Source organism: Lacrimispora algidixylanolytica (assembly GCF_003609635.1).
Taxonomy (GTDB): domain Bacteria; phylum Bacillota; class Clostridia; order Lachnospirales; family Lachnospiraceae; genus Lacrimispora; species Lacrimispora algidixylanolytica.
The window spans coordinates 296,315-314,518 of record NZ_MCIA01000031.1; the positions used below are offsets into that span (position 1 = coordinate 296,315).

Annotated in this window: 13 protein-coding genes; 4 read left to right on the plus strand and 9 right to left on the minus strand. The window is 38.2% G+C overall.

Annotated features, from left to right (window positions below; translation table 11 throughout):
- Positions 1-16: 16 nt before the first annotated feature.
- The 7 genes from BET01_RS16505 to BET01_RS16535 all read right to left on the minus strand — a co-directional run bounded on the left by BET01_RS16505 (position 17) and on the right by BET01_RS16535 (position 7,253).
- Positions 17-1,135, minus strand: coding sequence for a pentapeptide repeat-containing protein (locus BET01_RS16505; RefSeq protein WP_120197958.1), 1,119 nt, complete (start codon positions 1,133-1,135; stop codon positions 17-19).
- A 230-nt stretch (positions 1,136-1,365) separates the two neighbouring features.
- Positions 1,366-1,968: a hypothetical protein gene (locus BET01_RS16510; RefSeq protein WP_120197960.1), complete on the minus strand. Its 603-nt coding sequence runs from the start codon at positions 1,966-1,968 to the stop codon at positions 1,366-1,368.
- Between the two features lie 20 nt (positions 1,969-1,988).
- Positions 1,989-3,344 (minus strand): hypothetical protein, encoded by a 1,356-nt coding sequence (locus BET01_RS16515; RefSeq protein ID WP_120197962.1) that lies wholly within the window; start codon positions 3,342-3,344, stop codon positions 1,989-1,991.
- Positions 3,325-3,852: a hypothetical protein gene (locus BET01_RS16520; protein ID WP_120197967.1), complete on the minus strand. Its 528-nt coding sequence runs from the start codon at positions 3,850-3,852 to the stop codon at positions 3,325-3,327. Before BET01_RS16520 ends, BET01_RS16515 begins: the two co-directional genes overlap by 20 nt.
- A 13-nt stretch (positions 3,853-3,865) precedes the next feature.
- Complete coding sequence (locus tag BET01_RS16525) at positions 3,866-5,266, minus strand: contractile injection system protein, VgrG/Pvc8 family (protein WP_120197968.1); 1,401 nt, start codon at positions 5,264-5,266, stop codon at positions 3,866-3,868.
- A gap of 20 nt (positions 5,267-5,286) precedes the next feature.
- Positions 5,287-5,616, minus strand: coding sequence for a DUF4280 domain-containing protein (locus tag BET01_RS16530; protein WP_120197969.1), 330 nt, complete (start codon positions 5,614-5,616; stop codon positions 5,287-5,289).
- A 749-nt stretch (positions 5,617-6,365) separates the two neighbouring features.
- Positions 6,366-7,253 carry a LysR family transcriptional regulator gene (locus BET01_RS16535; protein ID WP_120197970.1) on the minus strand — a complete coding sequence of 296 codons (888 nt, stop codon included), beginning with the start codon at positions 7,251-7,253 and terminating at the stop codon, positions 6,366-6,368.
- Positions 7,254-7,510: 257 nt separating this feature from the next.
- Here BET01_RS16535 and BET01_RS16540 point away from each other — a divergent pair, with 257 nt between their 5' ends.
- From BET01_RS16540 to BET01_RS16550, 3 genes are all read left to right on the plus strand, one after another.
- Positions 7,511-8,140 (plus strand): hypothetical protein, encoded by a 630-nt coding sequence (locus BET01_RS16540; protein ID WP_120197971.1) that lies wholly within the window; start codon positions 7,511-7,513, stop codon positions 8,138-8,140.
- A 901-nt stretch (positions 8,141-9,041) separates the two neighbouring features.
- Entirely contained in the window at positions 9,042-10,475 is a 1,434-nt protein-coding gene (locus tag BET01_RS16545; RefSeq protein WP_330513048.1) for a protein adenylyltransferase SelO, read from the plus strand.
- Positions 10,476-10,690: 215 nt separating this feature from the next.
- On the plus strand, positions 10,691-12,091 hold the full coding sequence (locus tag BET01_RS16550) for a L,D-transpeptidase family protein (RefSeq protein ID WP_120197973.1): 1,401 nt from the start codon (positions 10,691-10,693) through the stop codon (positions 12,089-12,091).
- Between the two features lie 90 nt (positions 12,092-12,181).
- On the opposite strand, the gene guaA is transcribed toward BET01_RS16550, so the two are convergent.
- A complete protein-coding gene (gene guaA, locus BET01_RS16555; protein ID WP_120197974.1) occupies positions 12,182-13,723 on the minus strand; it encodes a glutamine-hydrolyzing GMP synthase in 1,542 nt (513 codons plus the stop codon).
- A 497-nt stretch (positions 13,724-14,220) separates the two neighbouring features.
- Positions 14,221-17,046: an excinuclease ABC subunit UvrA gene (uvrA, locus tag BET01_RS16560; RefSeq protein ID WP_120197975.1), complete on the minus strand. Its 2,826-nt coding sequence runs from the start codon at positions 17,044-17,046 to the stop codon at positions 14,221-14,223.
- Positions 17,047-17,514: 468 nt separating this feature from the next.
- On the opposite strand from uvrA, the gene BET01_RS16565 reads away from it, so the two are divergent.
- Complete coding sequence (locus BET01_RS16565; RefSeq protein ID WP_120197976.1) at positions 17,515-17,982, plus strand: GNAT family N-acetyltransferase; 468 nt, start codon at positions 17,515-17,517, stop codon at positions 17,980-17,982.
- Positions 17,983-18,204: the final 222 nt, after the last annotated feature.

An 18,204-nucleotide genomic window follows, 5' to 3' on the forward strand; every position in this document is an offset into this window, starting at 1 on the left:
ACTTACCCCCTATATTTTACACCTCCAGAAGAATCTGTTCAAGTTGATCTCTGCTAAGATTTGCTTCTGATATCTGTTTTTTTGTAAAACGACTTTCATATAAAACCGCCTCTTTAAAATTACAGCCCTCCAGTATGGCATCTCTAAAATCAGTTCCCATAAAAACTCCTCTAAAAAAACTAGCTCCACGTAAATTACAATTTCTAAAACTACTACCAACATACCCTTCTTGCTTCCATGGTTCTATTTCACTTTTTCCATGATCACTCAATCCGTAGGAGAAATCTGTATTCATTAATTTGGCACCTGTAAAATCTGTATTATGTAACAAACAGCCAGAGAGAACCGCTCCCTCCATATTGCAAAATCCAAAGCGGGACCCAATGAGACGACTCATATTAAAATTAGTATTTTTAAGTGAACTCCACCGAAAATCCGAATAGTGAAAATCATGACAAAGAAGTGACAAATCATTTAGTTCCAGACCTTTGTAGTCTTCAAACAGATATATTTCTTCCTGATGATCGAAGAGTCGTTTTCTTATTTCATCTAGACCTTTTGGGGGCTGCTCCTGATAAACCACGTCTCCAGGCTCCATATATTCACCGGTTCTTATCTGCAAATCTTTTTCCTTACGCATGGTTAAATATATCTCTGTCTCTGTGGCTTCCCCGATTGAGTAAAGGACTAATTCCTTTAGATACCCATAAAAGAAACCGACCATTTCCTGCATTACCCAATCCACCTCTGGCATTGTCACTTTTCCTACGTAGCGTTTTGCCCTTTGACATAGGTTATCCCATAACTTTCCGTAGAGACCGAGAATTCCACCTAGCTGAAGTTCGCCACCCCTTACCCCTTCATGAAAATACCACCCTCGATCATAAAAAACCATAGGACAACGATATATGCCCCGAACCAAATCCGTCCTTAATAGATGAAACATAATATAGCCAGGAACAATGTCTGGTGCCACCTTTATGTACGCTTCACATGCCTTTGTAAATTCCTTGACAAAATGGATACGGAACTCGTCCTTCCTATCTTGAAAAACAGTTTCTGCCTCCAGCTTTACCTCAGACAATATAGGGTTAATATTTTTGTCCCGAAAATTACAAAACGCTTTCTTCTCCATTGCCGCCTCCACTATATTCGTGAGAGAAATTATAGCCAAGGTTTTTCCTTTCCTTTATTTCATCTCTTATGAGCACAAATTTTTCTTTTGAAATCTCTATGTAACTTCCACACCTGGGACATTCTATACAGTAGGTCACGCGATATGGAATAAGCGTAATTTTATAATGCGGAATAAAATGATTATATTCCCGTGTATTATGTTATCCTTTGCCAACACAATGTGTCATTTCAAACAACTGTTTCCCTTAAGGTTTCCAGTATCTGCAACATAATCTGCTGCCATTGCTTCTTTTCATCAATACTGCAATCAAAGGATCCTATTAACAATCCTTCCTTAACCTCCCGCAAAAACATCAAATGGTAGCAAGCTCCATCAATTAATGGAATATCCATAGAAAAGAGACTGATACTATTTTCTTTGTCTCCTATTGTTTTCTTATCTTCAATTGCGGAAGAAGGGTATAAACGCTTTAATTCCTTTGCTAATATGTCTCTAACTTCTGGAATCTCTTCTGGTTTTATCTCTCCTTTTTCCAAAGTGAAGGTAATGGAGACATCCCCGCTTTCATTGCTATAAACCCAATCCGGACTTTCCGGTCCGGGATATTTGACAGCTTTTAAACCAGGATCCATTTCTTTAAAATGAGAGGGAAGAAGCAAGGTAAGACGTCCATCAATAATTTCTATTTCTTCTAATCCGAGAGTTTCGTATTTTACAACCACATACCCCTTGGTAATATCATTTTCTATTTGATAGAAATCTTCTTGCCTTGCTGCCTGTTCCAGCTTTCTTTTATTTCTAATAATCTCTTCTGCAAAGATCTCACTCATTTCTTTCTCCTTACTGAACTTTATCCTTTGATCTGCAGCAAATCGTCGATTACAATGCTTGTTCTATCTGTAAATAATGCAATTCGTTCTTTGCTGCTTATATTTAAGCTGCCTCCTTGGCATATAAAAGTCTCTCCAGTATGAATCTTGATTCCCCGTGAACTTTTTACTTTTATCCCCTGACGATCAGACATCTGTATGGATATTTTCTTCCCTGATGCACGAAATGTAAGGGATTTGGGAGTTATTTCAAATCCTTTTCCCCTTTTTGAGGTAAAGCATTTATTATCCGGTTTACGCGTCTTAGAATTCTTCTTTCCATCTGTACGGTAGATATCCGCTATATAAGCTTTGCTTTCATCGCTTACGGGAAAACATAACCTTGCTTTGCTTCCCACCTCTGGCATACAAAACCAGTCGTTTCTGTGCCATGGATACCAATATAGCTTTTCTCCTTGGGCCTTTTTATCAACATCTAGTTTAATTCTTACACGGTCCGCTTCTACTGCTTTTATGGTACCCGCTAAGGAGGCACCTTTTAATTTTTCCTGAAACAACTTTCTCCTTTTAAGTCCCCCTCTAGGTTCCAGTTTACACCTTCGTTTTAAAATACCTCCATGGTAACAATCATGAATCTCAGTTACCAGAAGATATTTACCTTCAAATACAATACCGATGCCAAGACACATATCCCACTCCCCATCAATAGTAATGGATATGAAATCACTTTCCACCAAGGAGGAAGTGTTATTACGAAATTCCAGATATTCTGTAATTCTTTTCTTCAGCACACGATCTGATCCACCTGACAACGTATTTTTATGACCTCCAGTGCCAATATAAATCTGGAGATTCTCTCCTGTCGTGCCAGGATATATGGGTGCTTCAAGATAAGAAGAAGCACGTTTTAAGAACTCCCAATCTGTTTCTTCATATTGAATCAGAGGTGTATTAAAGTCAGAAGTATTACAAGCATAATCGAGAATATCTCCTCCATGCTCCTTTACCAGATCCCGAAACAAAGCTTTATAGGTTTTATCTTTTTTCTGAAAACTTCTTGTCTTTTTTTCATAGTCCATTAAGATTGATCTGCTGGAAAGTATAAGTGAAACATTAGCTTGTCCTTCATATCTTATCTTTATGTCTACTGGTATACCTGAAAAAAGTAGTTTGCTTGTTCCTTCGTCCTCATAAATGATTGAAAAGTTATCGTTCCAACTTATATTGCTGAATGCTTCCACATCCTCATCTTTTAAAATGCCTTCAATCCTGGCAGTGGAGTGATTATTCACCTGTTGGTCAATTTCTAGCATTGTAACTCCCACTAGTGAGACAGGCATCTCCAGGCTTATTGATTCATGAATGATTGTTCTCAAGGTCTTTGCCCTCCCTCCATACGATCGAAACAGGTATAAAACGGATGCCATATAGCTGCCGCCTTAATATATTTTCTGCCAACTCCAGTGAGACAATTAGGTACTGGGCCTTTTCTTTTCTAATGCAAAATATGTACTGATTTTTCTCCACTCCTTCACAGTGAAATACTGGAGACTCATTATGACGCCCTTCCTCTAAGAGGCATTCCTCTACTGGGCAATTCATATTCCAGCACACTATTTGAGAACGATAATCCTCATCTGTAAGAAAAAAAGGTACCATCGAAATCTCAGTAGAATAAGCTTCCAATATTTCTTTTAGCTGATCTGTAACACAAAAATAAGTATCAAAGAGAAACCTTCCGTGGAAAAAATCCGGGCATCTGTCGTCCTCATCAAATCTACCAAAGGTGACAAAAGGCTCCTTATTCCGAAACCCCGGATGGGCGTAATTTATTTCCTTGTGAAATGCAATCCTCTCGTCAGTCTGCATGATAAAATAATCCATGGTTATCTCCTATTTAATTGATTCTTACATCTGGCCCGGCAATATCTATCTTGGTATCCATCTTTATATGGCTCTTTTTACAGTGTAGTCGGATATGGTCTGATGCATAAAATTCTATGGCTTCATCCGCATCAATACGAATCCCCTTTCCACTGCTTAAGGTAACGCTCTCTTCACTTTCAATGGAGATACCCTCCCCCTCATTCAAGCTAATAGACGTTCCGTCATTGCAGGTGATGATAACTGCTTTCTTTGTAAATCGAATTTCTTTTCCATGGATGGTGCGGAAGTATTTGATGGTTGGATCACTTGTGGAAGCATCTTTATTTTCTCCGCTTCTTGAGGAGTTCTCTGCAATCCCATTCTCTTCTTTTTTATCTGGGAAATGGATAAATACCTTATCTCCTGGTTCTGGCATACAGTACCAGCCGCCTTCTGATCCTGCTGTATACATGGTCTGGTAGGGAAATTCCCATACAGATTTTTTCTCACCTGCATTTTCATCAATTACCATGTTAACAAGCACTTTATCCTTTACAGATTCTACTACTGTGGCCTCAATTGACACACCTATGAGGCTTTCTGCGTAGATATATGGTTTTTCTAGTCCGTTGGGGGTATTCAGCCAGTAGTCAAACACAATTTCTCCCTGGATCTTTTTTGCTTCTATTTTACTGATATAAAGACTTTTTCCATGGAACTTTACACTTAAGCCTGTCTTACAAAATCGACCTGAACGAACCTGGAAACTGACAGCATCGGTTTCCGTTTGAGAACCATTATTTATAGCTTGTAATCTTTTATAATTACTTAAATTCTTTTCTATTTTATAAGAGTAGCTTTGAATTTCCTCAACAGCAGTCTCCTTTTTTAACCCGAAATAAATCTTTGGTTCCCCAAATTTTGTATCCGGTAATATTCCTGCATGGAAATGGGAGGCAAGCCGTTTCATAAACTCCCAATCTGTTTCTTCATATTGTACCAACAGACTTCCTATGGATTTTCCTTCTGAAATGAAATCCATAATATCTCCGCCGCTATATTCTTTTGCTATCTCATTTAAAATCGTCTGATAGGTCTGCTCCTTTTCCTGATAGGATGCCGATTTTTTCTCAATATCCATAAGATAGGATGCTGAAATAAGATTTATCTCAGCTTTATATAAGTCACCATCAAGGTATACCGATATTTCTTCTGCTATTCCTATAAATAGTGTGGTTCCGTCATCTAAAAAGACTCTGATTCTATCTTCATTCCTATTTTCAAGAACCAGCTTGTCCTGACTTCCATCTGCTATGATTCCTTTGATCATGCAATGACCGTGCTCATTTATTTGTTCTGATAAGAAAAACTCAGTAATTTCCTGAATCATCTCTAGATCTATCTTAATTTGCCTATATGTATCATCTTTCAAATATTTATCCTCCTCAACATTTATGATTTTCCCTTAATCCGAATGATACCACCACAAGCACATGATAAGATGCTGGTGGTAAAAAGGACTGGTTCATTATTAATCGTATAATTCTTATCATCAATCAGCCATGGCGTAAGTATTACCGGGGAACAGGGTTTTTGAGGATCTTCTTTCCTACATGTACCAAAGGGAGGAATATTGGTACCGGACTTGCAATCCATAACAGTGGCCTGATTTTTTCCACTGATACTTACACCGTGGCTGGAAGGAACACAAATACAACTCCGACTGCTCCCCATTGTACAGGTTAAACAAAACCCGTCAAAAACCTGAATTCTTTCAGACATGTTAATGTACCTCTCTGCTAGTTGGTTGCTGTAAAATGGTTTTTATGATTTGTTGTAGAAATGTAGTGCTAATCTAGTATAAGGTAAAAATGTTTAAAAAATTATGGTATGTAAAAACTAGCAGTATCTAAGTAAAAATTGGTATGAATATTAGTATTTTCTTCCTTTTCATTCTTTCTCATTTTTCATTTTAATTATTAAAATATAATTCCTGGCCAGATCATTTTTGTAATGGAATAAACAACATTATATTTAACCATTCTTTTATTACCGTAAAGGGTATAGACATAAAAAATAAGCCCACATACCTATATTTCTATAAGTACATGAACTTATTTTTATGTTTTTTTATTATAGAATAACAATTAATTATAATAAAATGGAGCATAAGATTTTTCATTTTATTTCTATATATTCTTATATAGATGCTTGATGCTCATAACGTAAAAACTCTGTAGACTCAAATCATCTCTGCCAATTAGAGGCCAAGAAAATTGTAGATCATAAAAACTGGTTGCTGAAAAAGCAGGGGGAAAACAAAAAGACAGCACGCTCTGCTTATGAGGTGGCAGTTTATGAAAATAATTAAATTTGGATGGAGTTATTCATGCTCATATAAGGCACTCCCTCCAAGTACGAAGATTTGAATATGGCTATTATTTTAAGAGTGGATATAGTAGTTAATTATTTATATTTCCTTAGTAAGGGTAAAGCTAACATAACTTCATACTAAATTTACAGTTTCTCTTTTATATGTGGGAGGATTTTAACTCACAAAAAAGTTCATTATAAAACCGCTCAGAAGATTTATCTAATTGTTCTTTTCTACGAATAATCCCTATAATTAAACCAAAATCTGTATTAGCTAAATTTCTTCTTACAGTCATATCAGGTACTGGTTCAATAGCAGCTACAGGTAAAATTGAACAACCAATACCAGCCTGAACAAATTGTATAATTGTCCTACCATCATTTATTTGTATCATTGATTTTAGTGGTATGCCAGAAGAACTAAAATGTTTGTCAATCTCATTCCGATAAGAACAGTATGATTCCGTAAGAAGCAAACTTATATTACTTAAATCATTCAGTGTAATCTTTTCTTTTTTAGTAAGCGGATGCCCTATCGGCAGTAATAACTCCATTGGTTCCAAACAAATCGGTTCAAACAAAAGATTTTGATTCGTTGGCGGAGCAAAACCAATTCCAATATCCAATTGATTATTTAATATTTTTTGCGTAATAATTTCTGAACTGTTAAGTTCAAATGTTAATTTAATATTTGAATATTCTTTACAAAAATCAATTACTTTAGGAATCAGCATAGACCTACCAATTGTACTTATTGTTCCCAATCTAATATGCCCTATTTGACCACTAACAAAATTACTCATTACCATTTTAAAGGTATCTGCATGTTCAAGTAATGATTTGGCATTTTTCCAGAAAAATTCACCTTCTTTAGTAAGAATCATTTTTCTGCCTGATTTTTCAAATAATTTAATACTTAATTCTTCTTCAAGCTGCTGAATATGAAGCGTAATGGTAGAAGGCGCATATCCCATTTTTTCCGCAGCCTTTAAATAACTGCCCTCGTTAAGTATATTTTTAATAGTCTGAAGCTGTTTTAAATCCATACTTACTCCTAATATTCAGTTTTACTGAACTAAACCCATGATAATTTTGTATTTTCAATACGATAAAAATATTTTATCATAAGAAAGTAAGAAAGCAAATAACAAATTGTTCCGGAGTGGTAAATGAAAACATAAACAAATACAAAATACAAAATATATATTCAAATGGCATTAAAAGATTCTAATACAAATATACAGAAGGCTGCTAAATCAGCATTGCATTCAAAATTAAATTAAGCAATAATCAAGGAGATAAAATGAAAAAACATTCTAAAAAAAGTTCGGTGATAATACTCGTAATGGTTTTAGCATTTAATTTGCTGGCATGTAATAAAAATAATAATTTGAAAGTGGCAAATGCAGAAATAACACCATCAATCACAGAAAGTACAAGTAACAATGATTTATTGAAAATAGAAAGTGATATGAATCTGGCTAGTGCATTATCATATGACAAATCAAAGAATTTAACTGAAAATATTGATATTTTAAATAAATCATTAGAAAAAAGATATGGTAAGAGCTTAAGTATATCTACAATGGAGGACTATGAAAAAGCTAGTCAAACAGACTGGGTTTTAGTTTTAGATAATAACAGAATTGGCATTGATACAGCCACATGGAAGTTTGGGTATGATTCACATTCTGATGAAAATAAGTATATGGAAGCTATACTATCAACATTTACTTTTTTCTGCGGAGAAGAAATGGGCAATTCATTATGGAAGCTTACTGGAGATTTATTAGATGGTGGTGCAGATGAAACAATATATGGTTTTGTACATAACGGAAGTCAGATTGTATATAAAAATGGAAATGTAGCAGCTTATGAGGTCGGCAATAACAAGAGTACAATGTATATTTGGCTAACTCCTAGTGAATATTAATTTATGTTGTAAAATTTTGTAGTTCCATTTTACTTCATAATAAAATAATAAACAGCATGAAAACTTTTTTTCTTGACATAAGCCTATATTAATTATTTTGACATAAGACTTACATAAGTTTATATAAATTATAATACATGGAACTAACATAAGGTTATATAAATTTTATTTGAAAAAAATCATTAGATATGTTATATTGGGATCACAGAAGAGCAACCGCCACACAAGGTGGAAGCCCTCAAAATTGACCAATTGCTCATGTAGCCATGAGCCAGCCTATCCTGTTGGCATCAGGGTAGGCTATTTTTTTAACTTATCTATGTAAGTCAGCAATGCCAAGATAAAGGTTGCAAATAAAAGCACATCTGCAAATGAAAACATATCCGACACCACCTCCCCTCTTACTATGACGTAAAGACATAAAAACTGGAAGGATCCACCCTGTATTCGGTTACTCCGGATAGCATATTAACATATATTACCAAAGTCCACAATCTACTTTTACTGCCAAATCCTCACATTATCCTTGATACCACTTTTATATCAAAAAAGAGGCAGGATTGGCCACCCTGAGTAGGTATCCGCATTATATCTAACAGGAATCCCTTCATGAGGAACTAAAAGACTACACAAGCAAACTGTACAAGCTCCATAAGCATGACCGGATATTCCCCATACCAAACATTTCTTTCAGCACGAAATGCGCCAGAGAACCAAAGACGGGGAAGTAAAGCGCATCCACCTGCACGATCTCAGGCACCCATATGTCAAGCCCACGACACAAATTTTTCTTAAGGTTTGGCTATATGGATAAGATAACCCCGCATTTGAAACATAAAAAAATAAAATAAGTAGATACTAAGAGTGTTTGAAATATTGTTTCTTAAGGAGGATGAGAAAATTGGAACAGGGAAAATGGAACTTTAATAACAGCTATACTAAGCTGCCGAAGATTTTCTACACGAAACAATCCCCAACCACTGTGCGCGCCCCCAAGCTTATCATTTTTAATAGTTCATTGGCGTCTTCTTTGGGAGTATCTCCGCAACTGGAGGTCTTTGCCGGAAATGAAATTCCAAAAGGAGCCGAGCCTTTGGCACAGGCATATGCCGGGCATCAGTTTGGGCATTTTACCATGTTAGGTGACGGACGCGCCATCCTGCTTGGCGAACAAATAACAGATTCTGGAGAACGTTTTGATATTCAACTAAAAGGTTCTGGACGAACCCCATACTCCCGGGGTGGTGACGGACGAGCAGCTTTGGGCCCCATGCTGCGGGAATATATCATTAGTGAAGCAATGCATGCATTAGGAATTCCGACAACAAGGAGCTTAGCAGTCGTAACAACAGGAGAATCTGTAATGCGCGAAGAAAATCTTCCTGGAGCAGTCTTAACACGTGTTTCAGCAAGCCATATTCGAGTAGGCACATTTGAATATGCTTCACGTTTTGGAACATCGGAGGATGTTCGCAGCTTAGCCGATTATACCATAACACGCCATTTTCCAAGCATTGCTACATTTGAAAACAAATATCTGCAACTGTTAAGAGAAGTGATAAAACGGCAGGCTTCTCTTATTTCTAAATGGCAATTGGTTGGATTTGTTCACGGTGTAATGAATACAGATAATATGGCGATTAGCGGCGAAACCATTGATTATGGACCTTGTGCATTTATGGATGTTTATGACCCAACTACTGTTTTCAGTTCTATTGATAGTCACGGCCGCTATTCCTATGAAAATCAACCAAAGATGGCTGTCTGGAATTTAGCACGTTTTGCTGAAACCTTGCTACCCCTTTTACATGATGATAAGAATAAGGCTGTTAGTCTTGCACAAGAAGAGCTTGCAAAATTTGAGAACTTATATCAAGATCATTGGCTATCTGGAATGCGTGCCAAGCTAGGTTTGTTTAATAACGATGTAGAAGATATATCTTTGATCAAAGACATTCTGCAACTAATGCAACAACACAAAGCGGATTATACGAAAACATTCCAGTCTTTAACGTTTGATAAGAACGATGGTCAGACTCTGTTTTCCAGCCCTGATTATCATCATTGGCATGAAAGATGGCAAGCACATCTTGGCCAACAATCAAATTCATGGGATGAAAGCAAAGAGCTTATGAAAAGTCATAACCCTGCTATTATTCCAAGGAACCATCGGGTTGAAGAAGCACTGGATGTTGCTAATGAGGGGGATTTAAGCAAAATGCATCAGCTTCTCAATGCCTTGGATAATCCTTATGGATATACACCTGAACAAGAAGAGTTTTCAACGTTGCCCGCACCTGAGTTTTGTCATTATCAAACATTTTGTGGGACTTGAGGAGACTATTAGCCCTAATGTGAATCACTGGCTATAAACATACGCGTAACCTGAGGTGTGCTTAAAAAGCACACTTCTGACATTCAGTATAAAACCATTTTTTCAAGCTTATTTATAATCTCTTAAATGTCAGACAACTGATTGGTTTTAAATGCAATTTCCGGAACATAAAATGATATGATCCCAGTGCATAGTAAAGATAAGGGTGAGTTGTTATGAATTATGAAAATATGAGCGTTTGTGAAAAGCGGGAGGCCATAGAACTCCTGGGAATCATAGTGGCAGCAGTGTTGTTATTGTATTTACTCATCTCTTTTTACTTTACCAGTCATTTCTTTTTTTCTACCACGATAAACGGAGCAGATGTATCTTTAAAAAACGAACGACAGGCGGATCAATCTATAAGAAGATACACGGAAAATTATAAATTACTTCTGATTGAACGAGAATGTAAATCGGATGAGATTACCGGACTGGAAGCAGGACTGGAATACAAGAATAAAGCATATGTAAAAGAGGCGCTTAATGAGCAGAATGCACTTCAATGGATCGGATCATTATTTAAAAAACAGAAATTTCTTTCGGAAAATTTGTTTTTCTATAATGAGAACAAGCTGAATTTAACGTTGAATCAGTTAAACTGCTTTAAACAGGCGAAAATAGAACCTGAAAATGTGTCTTATCAATTTACGGACGGACATTATCAAATGGTAAAGGAAATTTACGGTAATCGGGTTGAAAAAGAAAAACTGAAAGCTGCTGTATCAGACAGCCTTTTTAAAGGTGAAACAAAACTTGATCTGGAAGCAAACTCCTGTTACATAAATCCCGTATATACCACGAAATCTCCCAAAGCCTTTAAAACCCTCAGACATTTAAATAAATGCGCATCTACTCATGTCACTTATCTTTTTGGCAGTAAAAGAGAAGTGGTTGATGGGAATGTGATACAATACTGGATTACAGTAGATGAAAATCTGGATATTATACTGGATAATGATAAAGTCAGGGCCTATGTGAAGGCTATGAGTAAGAAATATGATACGGTAGGCGTGAAAAGAAGTTTTAAAACCTCTCTCGGGACAATGGTGGATATAGAGGGTGGAATCTATGGCTGGAAGATTGATCAGGAAGCTGAGACATCGTCACTGGCCGAGAATATCAACTCAGGATGGATTGTTATAAGAGAACCCGCATATGTTCAAAGAGCAATATCAAGAGCCGGTAATGAAATCGGAGAAACATATGTGGAGATAAATATAACCAGACAGCATATGTGGTTCTACAAGGATGGCAGACTCATTGCCCAGGGTCCGGTGGTTACCGGAAATCCAAACAGAGGTAATGCCACAGTAACCGGAGCTTACATGCTAAATTATAAACAGGAAGGTGTATCGTTGTCCGGACCTGGCTACGAAGCCGGTGTCCAGTACTGGATGCCCTTTTACGGAAATATCGGAATTCACGACGCGAAATGGAGGCTTGCTTTTGGGGGAGAGATTTATAAAAAGAATGGATCTCATGGCTGTGTGAATGCCCCCTATTATCTTGCTAAATCAATATATGAATATATAGAATCCGGTATCCCCATCATTTGTTATCAGGAGAAAAAATGAGTACATAAAATCACTATTATTAACAAAGAACCCAAAAAGAAAAGAGCCAGATTTCCCTTGTATTTACAAGGTTTTCTGGCTCTAGATATTTTATTCAAACTCAATAGTAGCCGGTGGCTTCCCAGTACAATCATACAGCACCCGGTTCACGCCCTTCACTTCATTTACAATTCTTCTCGTCACGGTACCAAGAACCTCCCAAGGAAGTTCTGCAGATTCAGCGGTCATAAAGTCAGAAGTCAATACCGCACGAAGTGCAATCGCATAATCATAGGTCCTCTCATCTCCCATACATCCAACAGAACGCATGTTAGTAAGAGCCGCAAAGTACTGTCCTAATCCTTTATCAACCCCAGCCTTAGCAATCTCTTCTCTATAGATCGCATCCGCTTCCTGAACAATCTTCACCTTTTCAGGTGTCACTTCTCCAATAATACGAACACCAAGTCCTGGACCTGGGAAAGGCTGACGGTATACCAAATACTCAGGAATACCAAGTTCCAGACCCGCTTTTCTAACCTCATCTTTAAAAAGAAGTCTTAAAGGCTCAATAATCTCTTTAAAATCCACGTGCTCTGGAAGACCGCCCACATTATGGTGAGATTTAATTACGGCTGAATTTCCAAGGCCAGATTCAATTACATCAGGATAAATAGTTCCCTGTACAAAGAAATCTACAGATCCTATCTTCTTAGCCTCATCCTCAAACACACGAATGAATTCTTCGCCGATAATTTTACGTTTTTTCTCTGGATCTTCTACGCCGTTTAACTTGCCAAAGAAACGATCCTGAGCATTGACACGGATAAAGTTTAAGTCATAGTGGCCTTCTGGGCCAAATACTGCTTCTACCTCATCACCTTCGTTCTTACGAAGAAGGCCATGATCAACGAATACACAAGTAAGCTGCTTGCCTACTGCTTTTGAAAGCATAACAGCAGCCACAGAGGAGTCTACACCACCGGATAAAGCACAAAGTACTTTACCGTCTCCAACCTTATCACGGATTGCCTGAATGGAGGTTTCCACAAAAGAATCCATCTTCCAGTCACCAGAACATTTGCAGACATTATATACAAAATTAGAAAGCATTGTTGTGCCTTCCTGTGTGTGCATAACTTCAGGATGGAACTGTACCGCATAGAGACCACGCTCTTCGCATTCCATACCTGCTACTGGACACACTGGAGTATGAGCAGTAATCTTAAAGCCTTCTGGTGCCTGTTCTATATAATCGGTATGACTCATCCAGCAGATGGTCTTAGAGCTGACATTTTCCAATATTTTACTTCCGGCTTCTACAATAACCTCAGTCTTGCCATATTCACTGACAGGAGCTGTGGATACCTTGCCGCCCAGCATATGTGAAATTAACTGAGAACCGTAACAAATTCCCAGGATAGGGATCCCCAATTCAAAGATTTCCTTTTCACAGCGAGGTGACTCTTCCTTATAAGCACTGTTTGGACCACCAGTAAAAATAATTCCTTTGGGATTTATTTCCTTAATCTTTTCCATTGACAGTGTGTGGGGATGGACCTCACAGTAAACATTGCATTCTCTGACCCTTCTGGCAATCAGCTGATTGTACTGTCCGCCGAAATCCAGAACGATAATCATTTCTCTTTTCACGGGTATTCCTCCTAATTTTATCTTTGACAAATAGCGCTTTGGGTTACATTATATTCTACTTCCCTGGGCTTGACAAGTATTTTCAAGATATGAAAAAAAATCATGTGGAAAGTTACTAAATTAAAAGACGGACACTTCCAAACACCCATCAATTAGCCAGTATTTGTACTTGTCCTATTTTCACGTTTATTTCACAAAATGATCAAAGTTTCATCACAAGAAAGATTTATGATATTCTTTGTAAGCAATTGATACATTTATTCTCATAATACTTTTTCATATCGCGCTGGCAGAATCCCCCTTCTGCCAGCGTCTTCCTTATTCTCTTAACTTTACCCCATAGATTTGGATTTTGCCTTATAAGTGCCCCACTTTCACCATAACATACTAGCTGTTATACAGGAAAATCCCGCCTGTTGATCAACGCTTCTATCCTTTCAGACAGACATGTTGCAAAAGACGGAATTTCCTGTATCGGTAAAGTTACATAGCACGAATTACTCTAAATACTTCTTTATATAGTGGCCAGTGTAAGAAGTAGGACAAAGAGCAACTTCCTCTGGTGTTCCCTGGACAAGTACAGTACCGCCCTTGTCTCCCCCTTCTGGGCCAATGTCTACGATATAGTCTGCAGTCTTAATAACCTCCAGGTTATGTTCAATGACAATAACCGTATTGCCACCATCTGAAAGCTTTCTTAAGATCTCAATCAACTTGTGGACATCCGCAAAATGAAGTCCAGTGGTAGGCTCGTCCAGAATATAGATAGTCTTACCGGTTCCACGCTTGCTTAACTCCGTAGCAAGCTTAATTCTCTGAGCTTCTCCACCAGAAAGCTCTGTGGATGGCTGTCCTAGACGGACATAAGAAAGTCCTACTTCATTAAGGGTTGATATCTTTCTTGATATCGTAGGCACATTTTCAAAAAACTTCACAGCTTCTTCCACGGTCATGTCCAGTATGTCATAAATATTCTTTCCCTTATATCTTACATCTAAGGTCTCACGGTTGTAACGTTTTCCATCACATACCTCACAAGGGACATATACATCTGGAAGAAAGTGCATCTCTATCTTAATAATACCGTCACCACTACATGCCTCGCAACGTCCGCCTTTGACATTAAAGCTAAAACGCCCTTTGGAATATCCTTTTGCCTTGGCATCGGGTGTGGAAGCAAATAGGTCACGTATCAAGTCAAATACGCCAGTATAGGTAGCTGGGTTGGATCTAGGCGTTCTTCCAATCGGGGACTGGTCAATCGCTATGATTTTATCAAGCTGATCCACGCCTTCCAGAGACTTATGCTTACCTGGAACGGTTCTCGCACGGTTTAACTTCTTTGCCAGAGCCTTATAAAGAATCTCATTGACAAGGGAACTTTTACCGGAACCGGATACTCCGGTTACACAGGTCATCACTCCAAGAGGAAATGAAACATCAATGTTCTTTAGGTTGTTCTCTTCAGCACCTTTTACGGTGAGATAACCAGTTGGCTCTCGTCGCACTTTTGGTACAGGAATGCTGATGCGCCCGCTTAAATAAGCTCCTGTAACGGAATTCTTATTCTTCATGATCTGCTTTGCAGTTCCTACTGCAACAACATTACCACCATGTTCACCAGCTCCTGGGCCGATATCCACGATATAATCGGCAGCCATCATAGTATCTTCATCATGTTCTACCACGATCACACTGTTTCCAAGGTCACGAAGATGAATCAGAGTTTTTAACAGCTTATCATTATCTCTTTGGTGAAGGCCGATACTTGGCTCATCTAAAATATAGGCAACGCCCACCAATCCCGAGCCGATCTGAGTGGCCAGACGGATTCTCTGAGCTTCTCCGCCTGATAATGTTCCAGTAGCACGGCTTAAGGAGAGGTAATCAAGTCCAACATCAATAAGGAATGAAACCCTTGCTCTGATTTCTTTTAGAATCTGGTCACCAATGGCAAGCTGCATCGGTGTAAGATTCATCTGGTCAAAGAATTCTCTAAAATGAACAATGGACATATTAGTGGCTTCATAGATATTCTTATCTCCAACCGTAACAGCCAGTGACTCCTTTTTCAGTCTCATGCCACCGCAGGCAGGACATGGAGTGATCCGCATAAATGTCTCATACTCGGTTTTAGAGGATTCGGAATAAGTCTCCCGGTATCTTCTGGCAACATTCTGAATCAGCCCTTCAAAGGCCACATCATAGATGCCTTCCCCACGCTGTCCCTTATAATAGACCTTGACTTCCTTTCCATTGGTTCCATGAATCAAGATGTCATGAGCTTCCTTGGAATAATCTTCAAAAGGAATATCCAGGCGGAAACCATATTCTTTGGACAATGCGTCAAGTACCGCGCGGGTATAGCTGCCCTTATCGGTACAGGATTGCCATCCTAGAACTGTAATGGCTCCCTCATCAATACTCAAGCTTTTATCTGGGATCATCAGATCTTCGTCAAACTCCATCTTATATCCTAGACCAAAACAGTCCGGACAGGCTCCAAAGGGGTTATTAAAGGAAAAGCTTCTAGGTTCCACTTCATCAATGCTGATGCCACAATCCGGGCAAGAGAAACTTTGACTGAAATTGATGGGTTTTCCATCTATAACGTCAACGATCATAAGGCCATCTGCCAGAGCCATAACAGTCTCTATGGAATCCGTAAGACGCTTTTCAATGCCTTCCCGGATAGCCAGACGATCTACGACTACTTCTATATTATGCTTATTATTCTTCTCCAGCTTGATTTCTTCGGACAACTCGTAGAGGTTACCGTCAATTCGGACTCTGACGTAACCACTTTTTCTTGCATTCTCCAAAACCTTGGAATGTTCGCCTTTTCTTCCCCGTACTACAGGGGCCAGAAGCTGGATCTTCGTTCTCTCTGGCAGCTCCATGATCTGGTCTACCATCTGGTCTACGGTCTGCTTACGGATCTCCCGACCACACTTTGGACAATGGGGAATCCCTATTCTAGCATAGAGAAGTCGTAAATAATCATATATTTCCGTAACAGTTCCCACGGTAGAACGGGGGTTACGGTTTGTAGACTTCTGGTCAATGGAAATGGCTGGTGAAAGTCCTTCAATGTTCTCCACATCTGGTTTTTCCATCTGTCCTAAGAACTGTCTAGCATAGGAAGAGAGAGATTCCATATAGCGTCTCTGTCCTTCTGCGTAAATGGTATCAAAAGCAAGGGAAGATTTTCCCGAACCGCTTAAGCCCGTTAAAACTACCAACTCATTCCTTGGAATATCCACGGAAACGTTTTTTAAATTGTGCTCATTGGCACCTCTTATCTTAATATACTGTTTTGCCATAATGTACTCCTGTTTTCGACTAACATCCCAAGAAACACTGTCTTAGGATGGGGGCCTCCCCGGCCCATTCCCTTATAACATCACAACTGATTTTTCCAATTATATCACATTCATTTGCATTTTGCAAACATTTGTTCGATAACAAATTTAAGTCTATGCCTTTCAAGCAAAGGACCAACAGACTCCATTATATATCATATGGAGGTTAAATATAACTATGAAAACGCATCCATTCCTGGAGACATCGTGGGTTTACGTATAGAACAGAGAAGAAATTATAGGGAGGGGGTATCCACAAAATATTAGGTTTATCGTGGGATTTCAAAATAATATAATTTATTTTTCAATACATTTTACTTTCTTAACAGGAAACATACTTGGATAAAAAAGACATTTTACTTCTTCTTGACAATCGTATTGTTCTTCCCTATAATTTTTCTTATTTAACACGTATGAGGAGGTAATGGATTGAGATTTGAATATACAGATACTGTTGGACCGGATTTCATTTTACTTTGCGGGGAACTGGATCTTTCCCTGAATGAACAGGTTGGGGGGGAAAAGAACCGTTCCGAATATATACAAATGAATCATTTAAAAGATATTAAGGATGTGATTGTGGCCTATGACAACGATATTCCCGTTGGTTGTGCCAGCTTCAAACAATTTGACGAAGAATGTGCGGAGGTAAAGCGGGTCTTCCTACGAGAAGATTACCGTGGTATGGGAATATCGAAAAAGCTAATGGAACTGATTGAAACTTATGCCAAAGAAAAAGGATTTCAATACCTGATTGTTGAGACAGGAAAGCCTATGACCACGGCCATTCGCTTATACCAGAGCATTGGGTTTCAGACAATTCCCAATTATGGCCCTTATAAAGATATGGCAGGATCCGTATGTATGAAAAAGCAAATATCATTTGCTTCTATATAAATATAACAGAGCTTACATGGCACATGAGAATATGGAACAGACCCCGATCAGTTAGACCTTAAAAATGATATGCTCCTGCTTACACAGATAAGGGTAATAACCAAAATCCACTTAAGCAGGAGCATATCAAATCTAACCTCTTGGGGTCACATCACATTTCTTAGCGCTTTAAAAGCTCCGTTTTTCTTCCCAACCGTTTCATAAAGATAACAGTTATCTTAC

Coding starts and splice junctions, on each gene's coding strand:
- BET01_RS16505 (WP_120197958.1), bottom strand. CDS start 1,135: ATGGAGAAGAAAGCGTTTTGTAATTTTCGGGACAAAAATATTAACCCT.
- BET01_RS16510 (WP_120197960.1), bottom strand. CDS start 1,968: ATGAGTGAGATCTTTGCAGAAGAGATTATTAGAAATAAAAGAAAGCTG.
- BET01_RS16520 (WP_120197967.1), bottom strand. CDS start 3,852: ATGGATTATTTTATCATGCAGACTGACGAGAGGATTGCATTTCACAAG.
- BET01_RS16530 (WP_120197969.1), bottom strand. CDS start 5,616: ATGTCTGAAAGAATTCAGGTTTTTGACGGGTTTTGTTTAACCTGTACA.
- BET01_RS16535 (WP_120197970.1), bottom strand. CDS start 7,253: ATGGATTTAAAACAGCTTCAGACTATTAAAAATATACTTAACGAGGGC.
- BET01_RS16540 (WP_120197971.1), top strand. CDS start 7,511: ATGAAAAAACATTCTAAAAAAAGTTCGGTGATAATACTCGTAATGGTT.
- BET01_RS16550 (WP_120197973.1), top strand. CDS start 10,691: ATGAATTATGAAAATATGAGCGTTTGTGAAAAGCGGGAGGCCATAGAA.
- uvrA (WP_120197975.1), bottom strand. CDS start 17,046: ATGGCAAAACAGTATATTAAGATAAGAGGTGCCAATGAGCACAATTTA.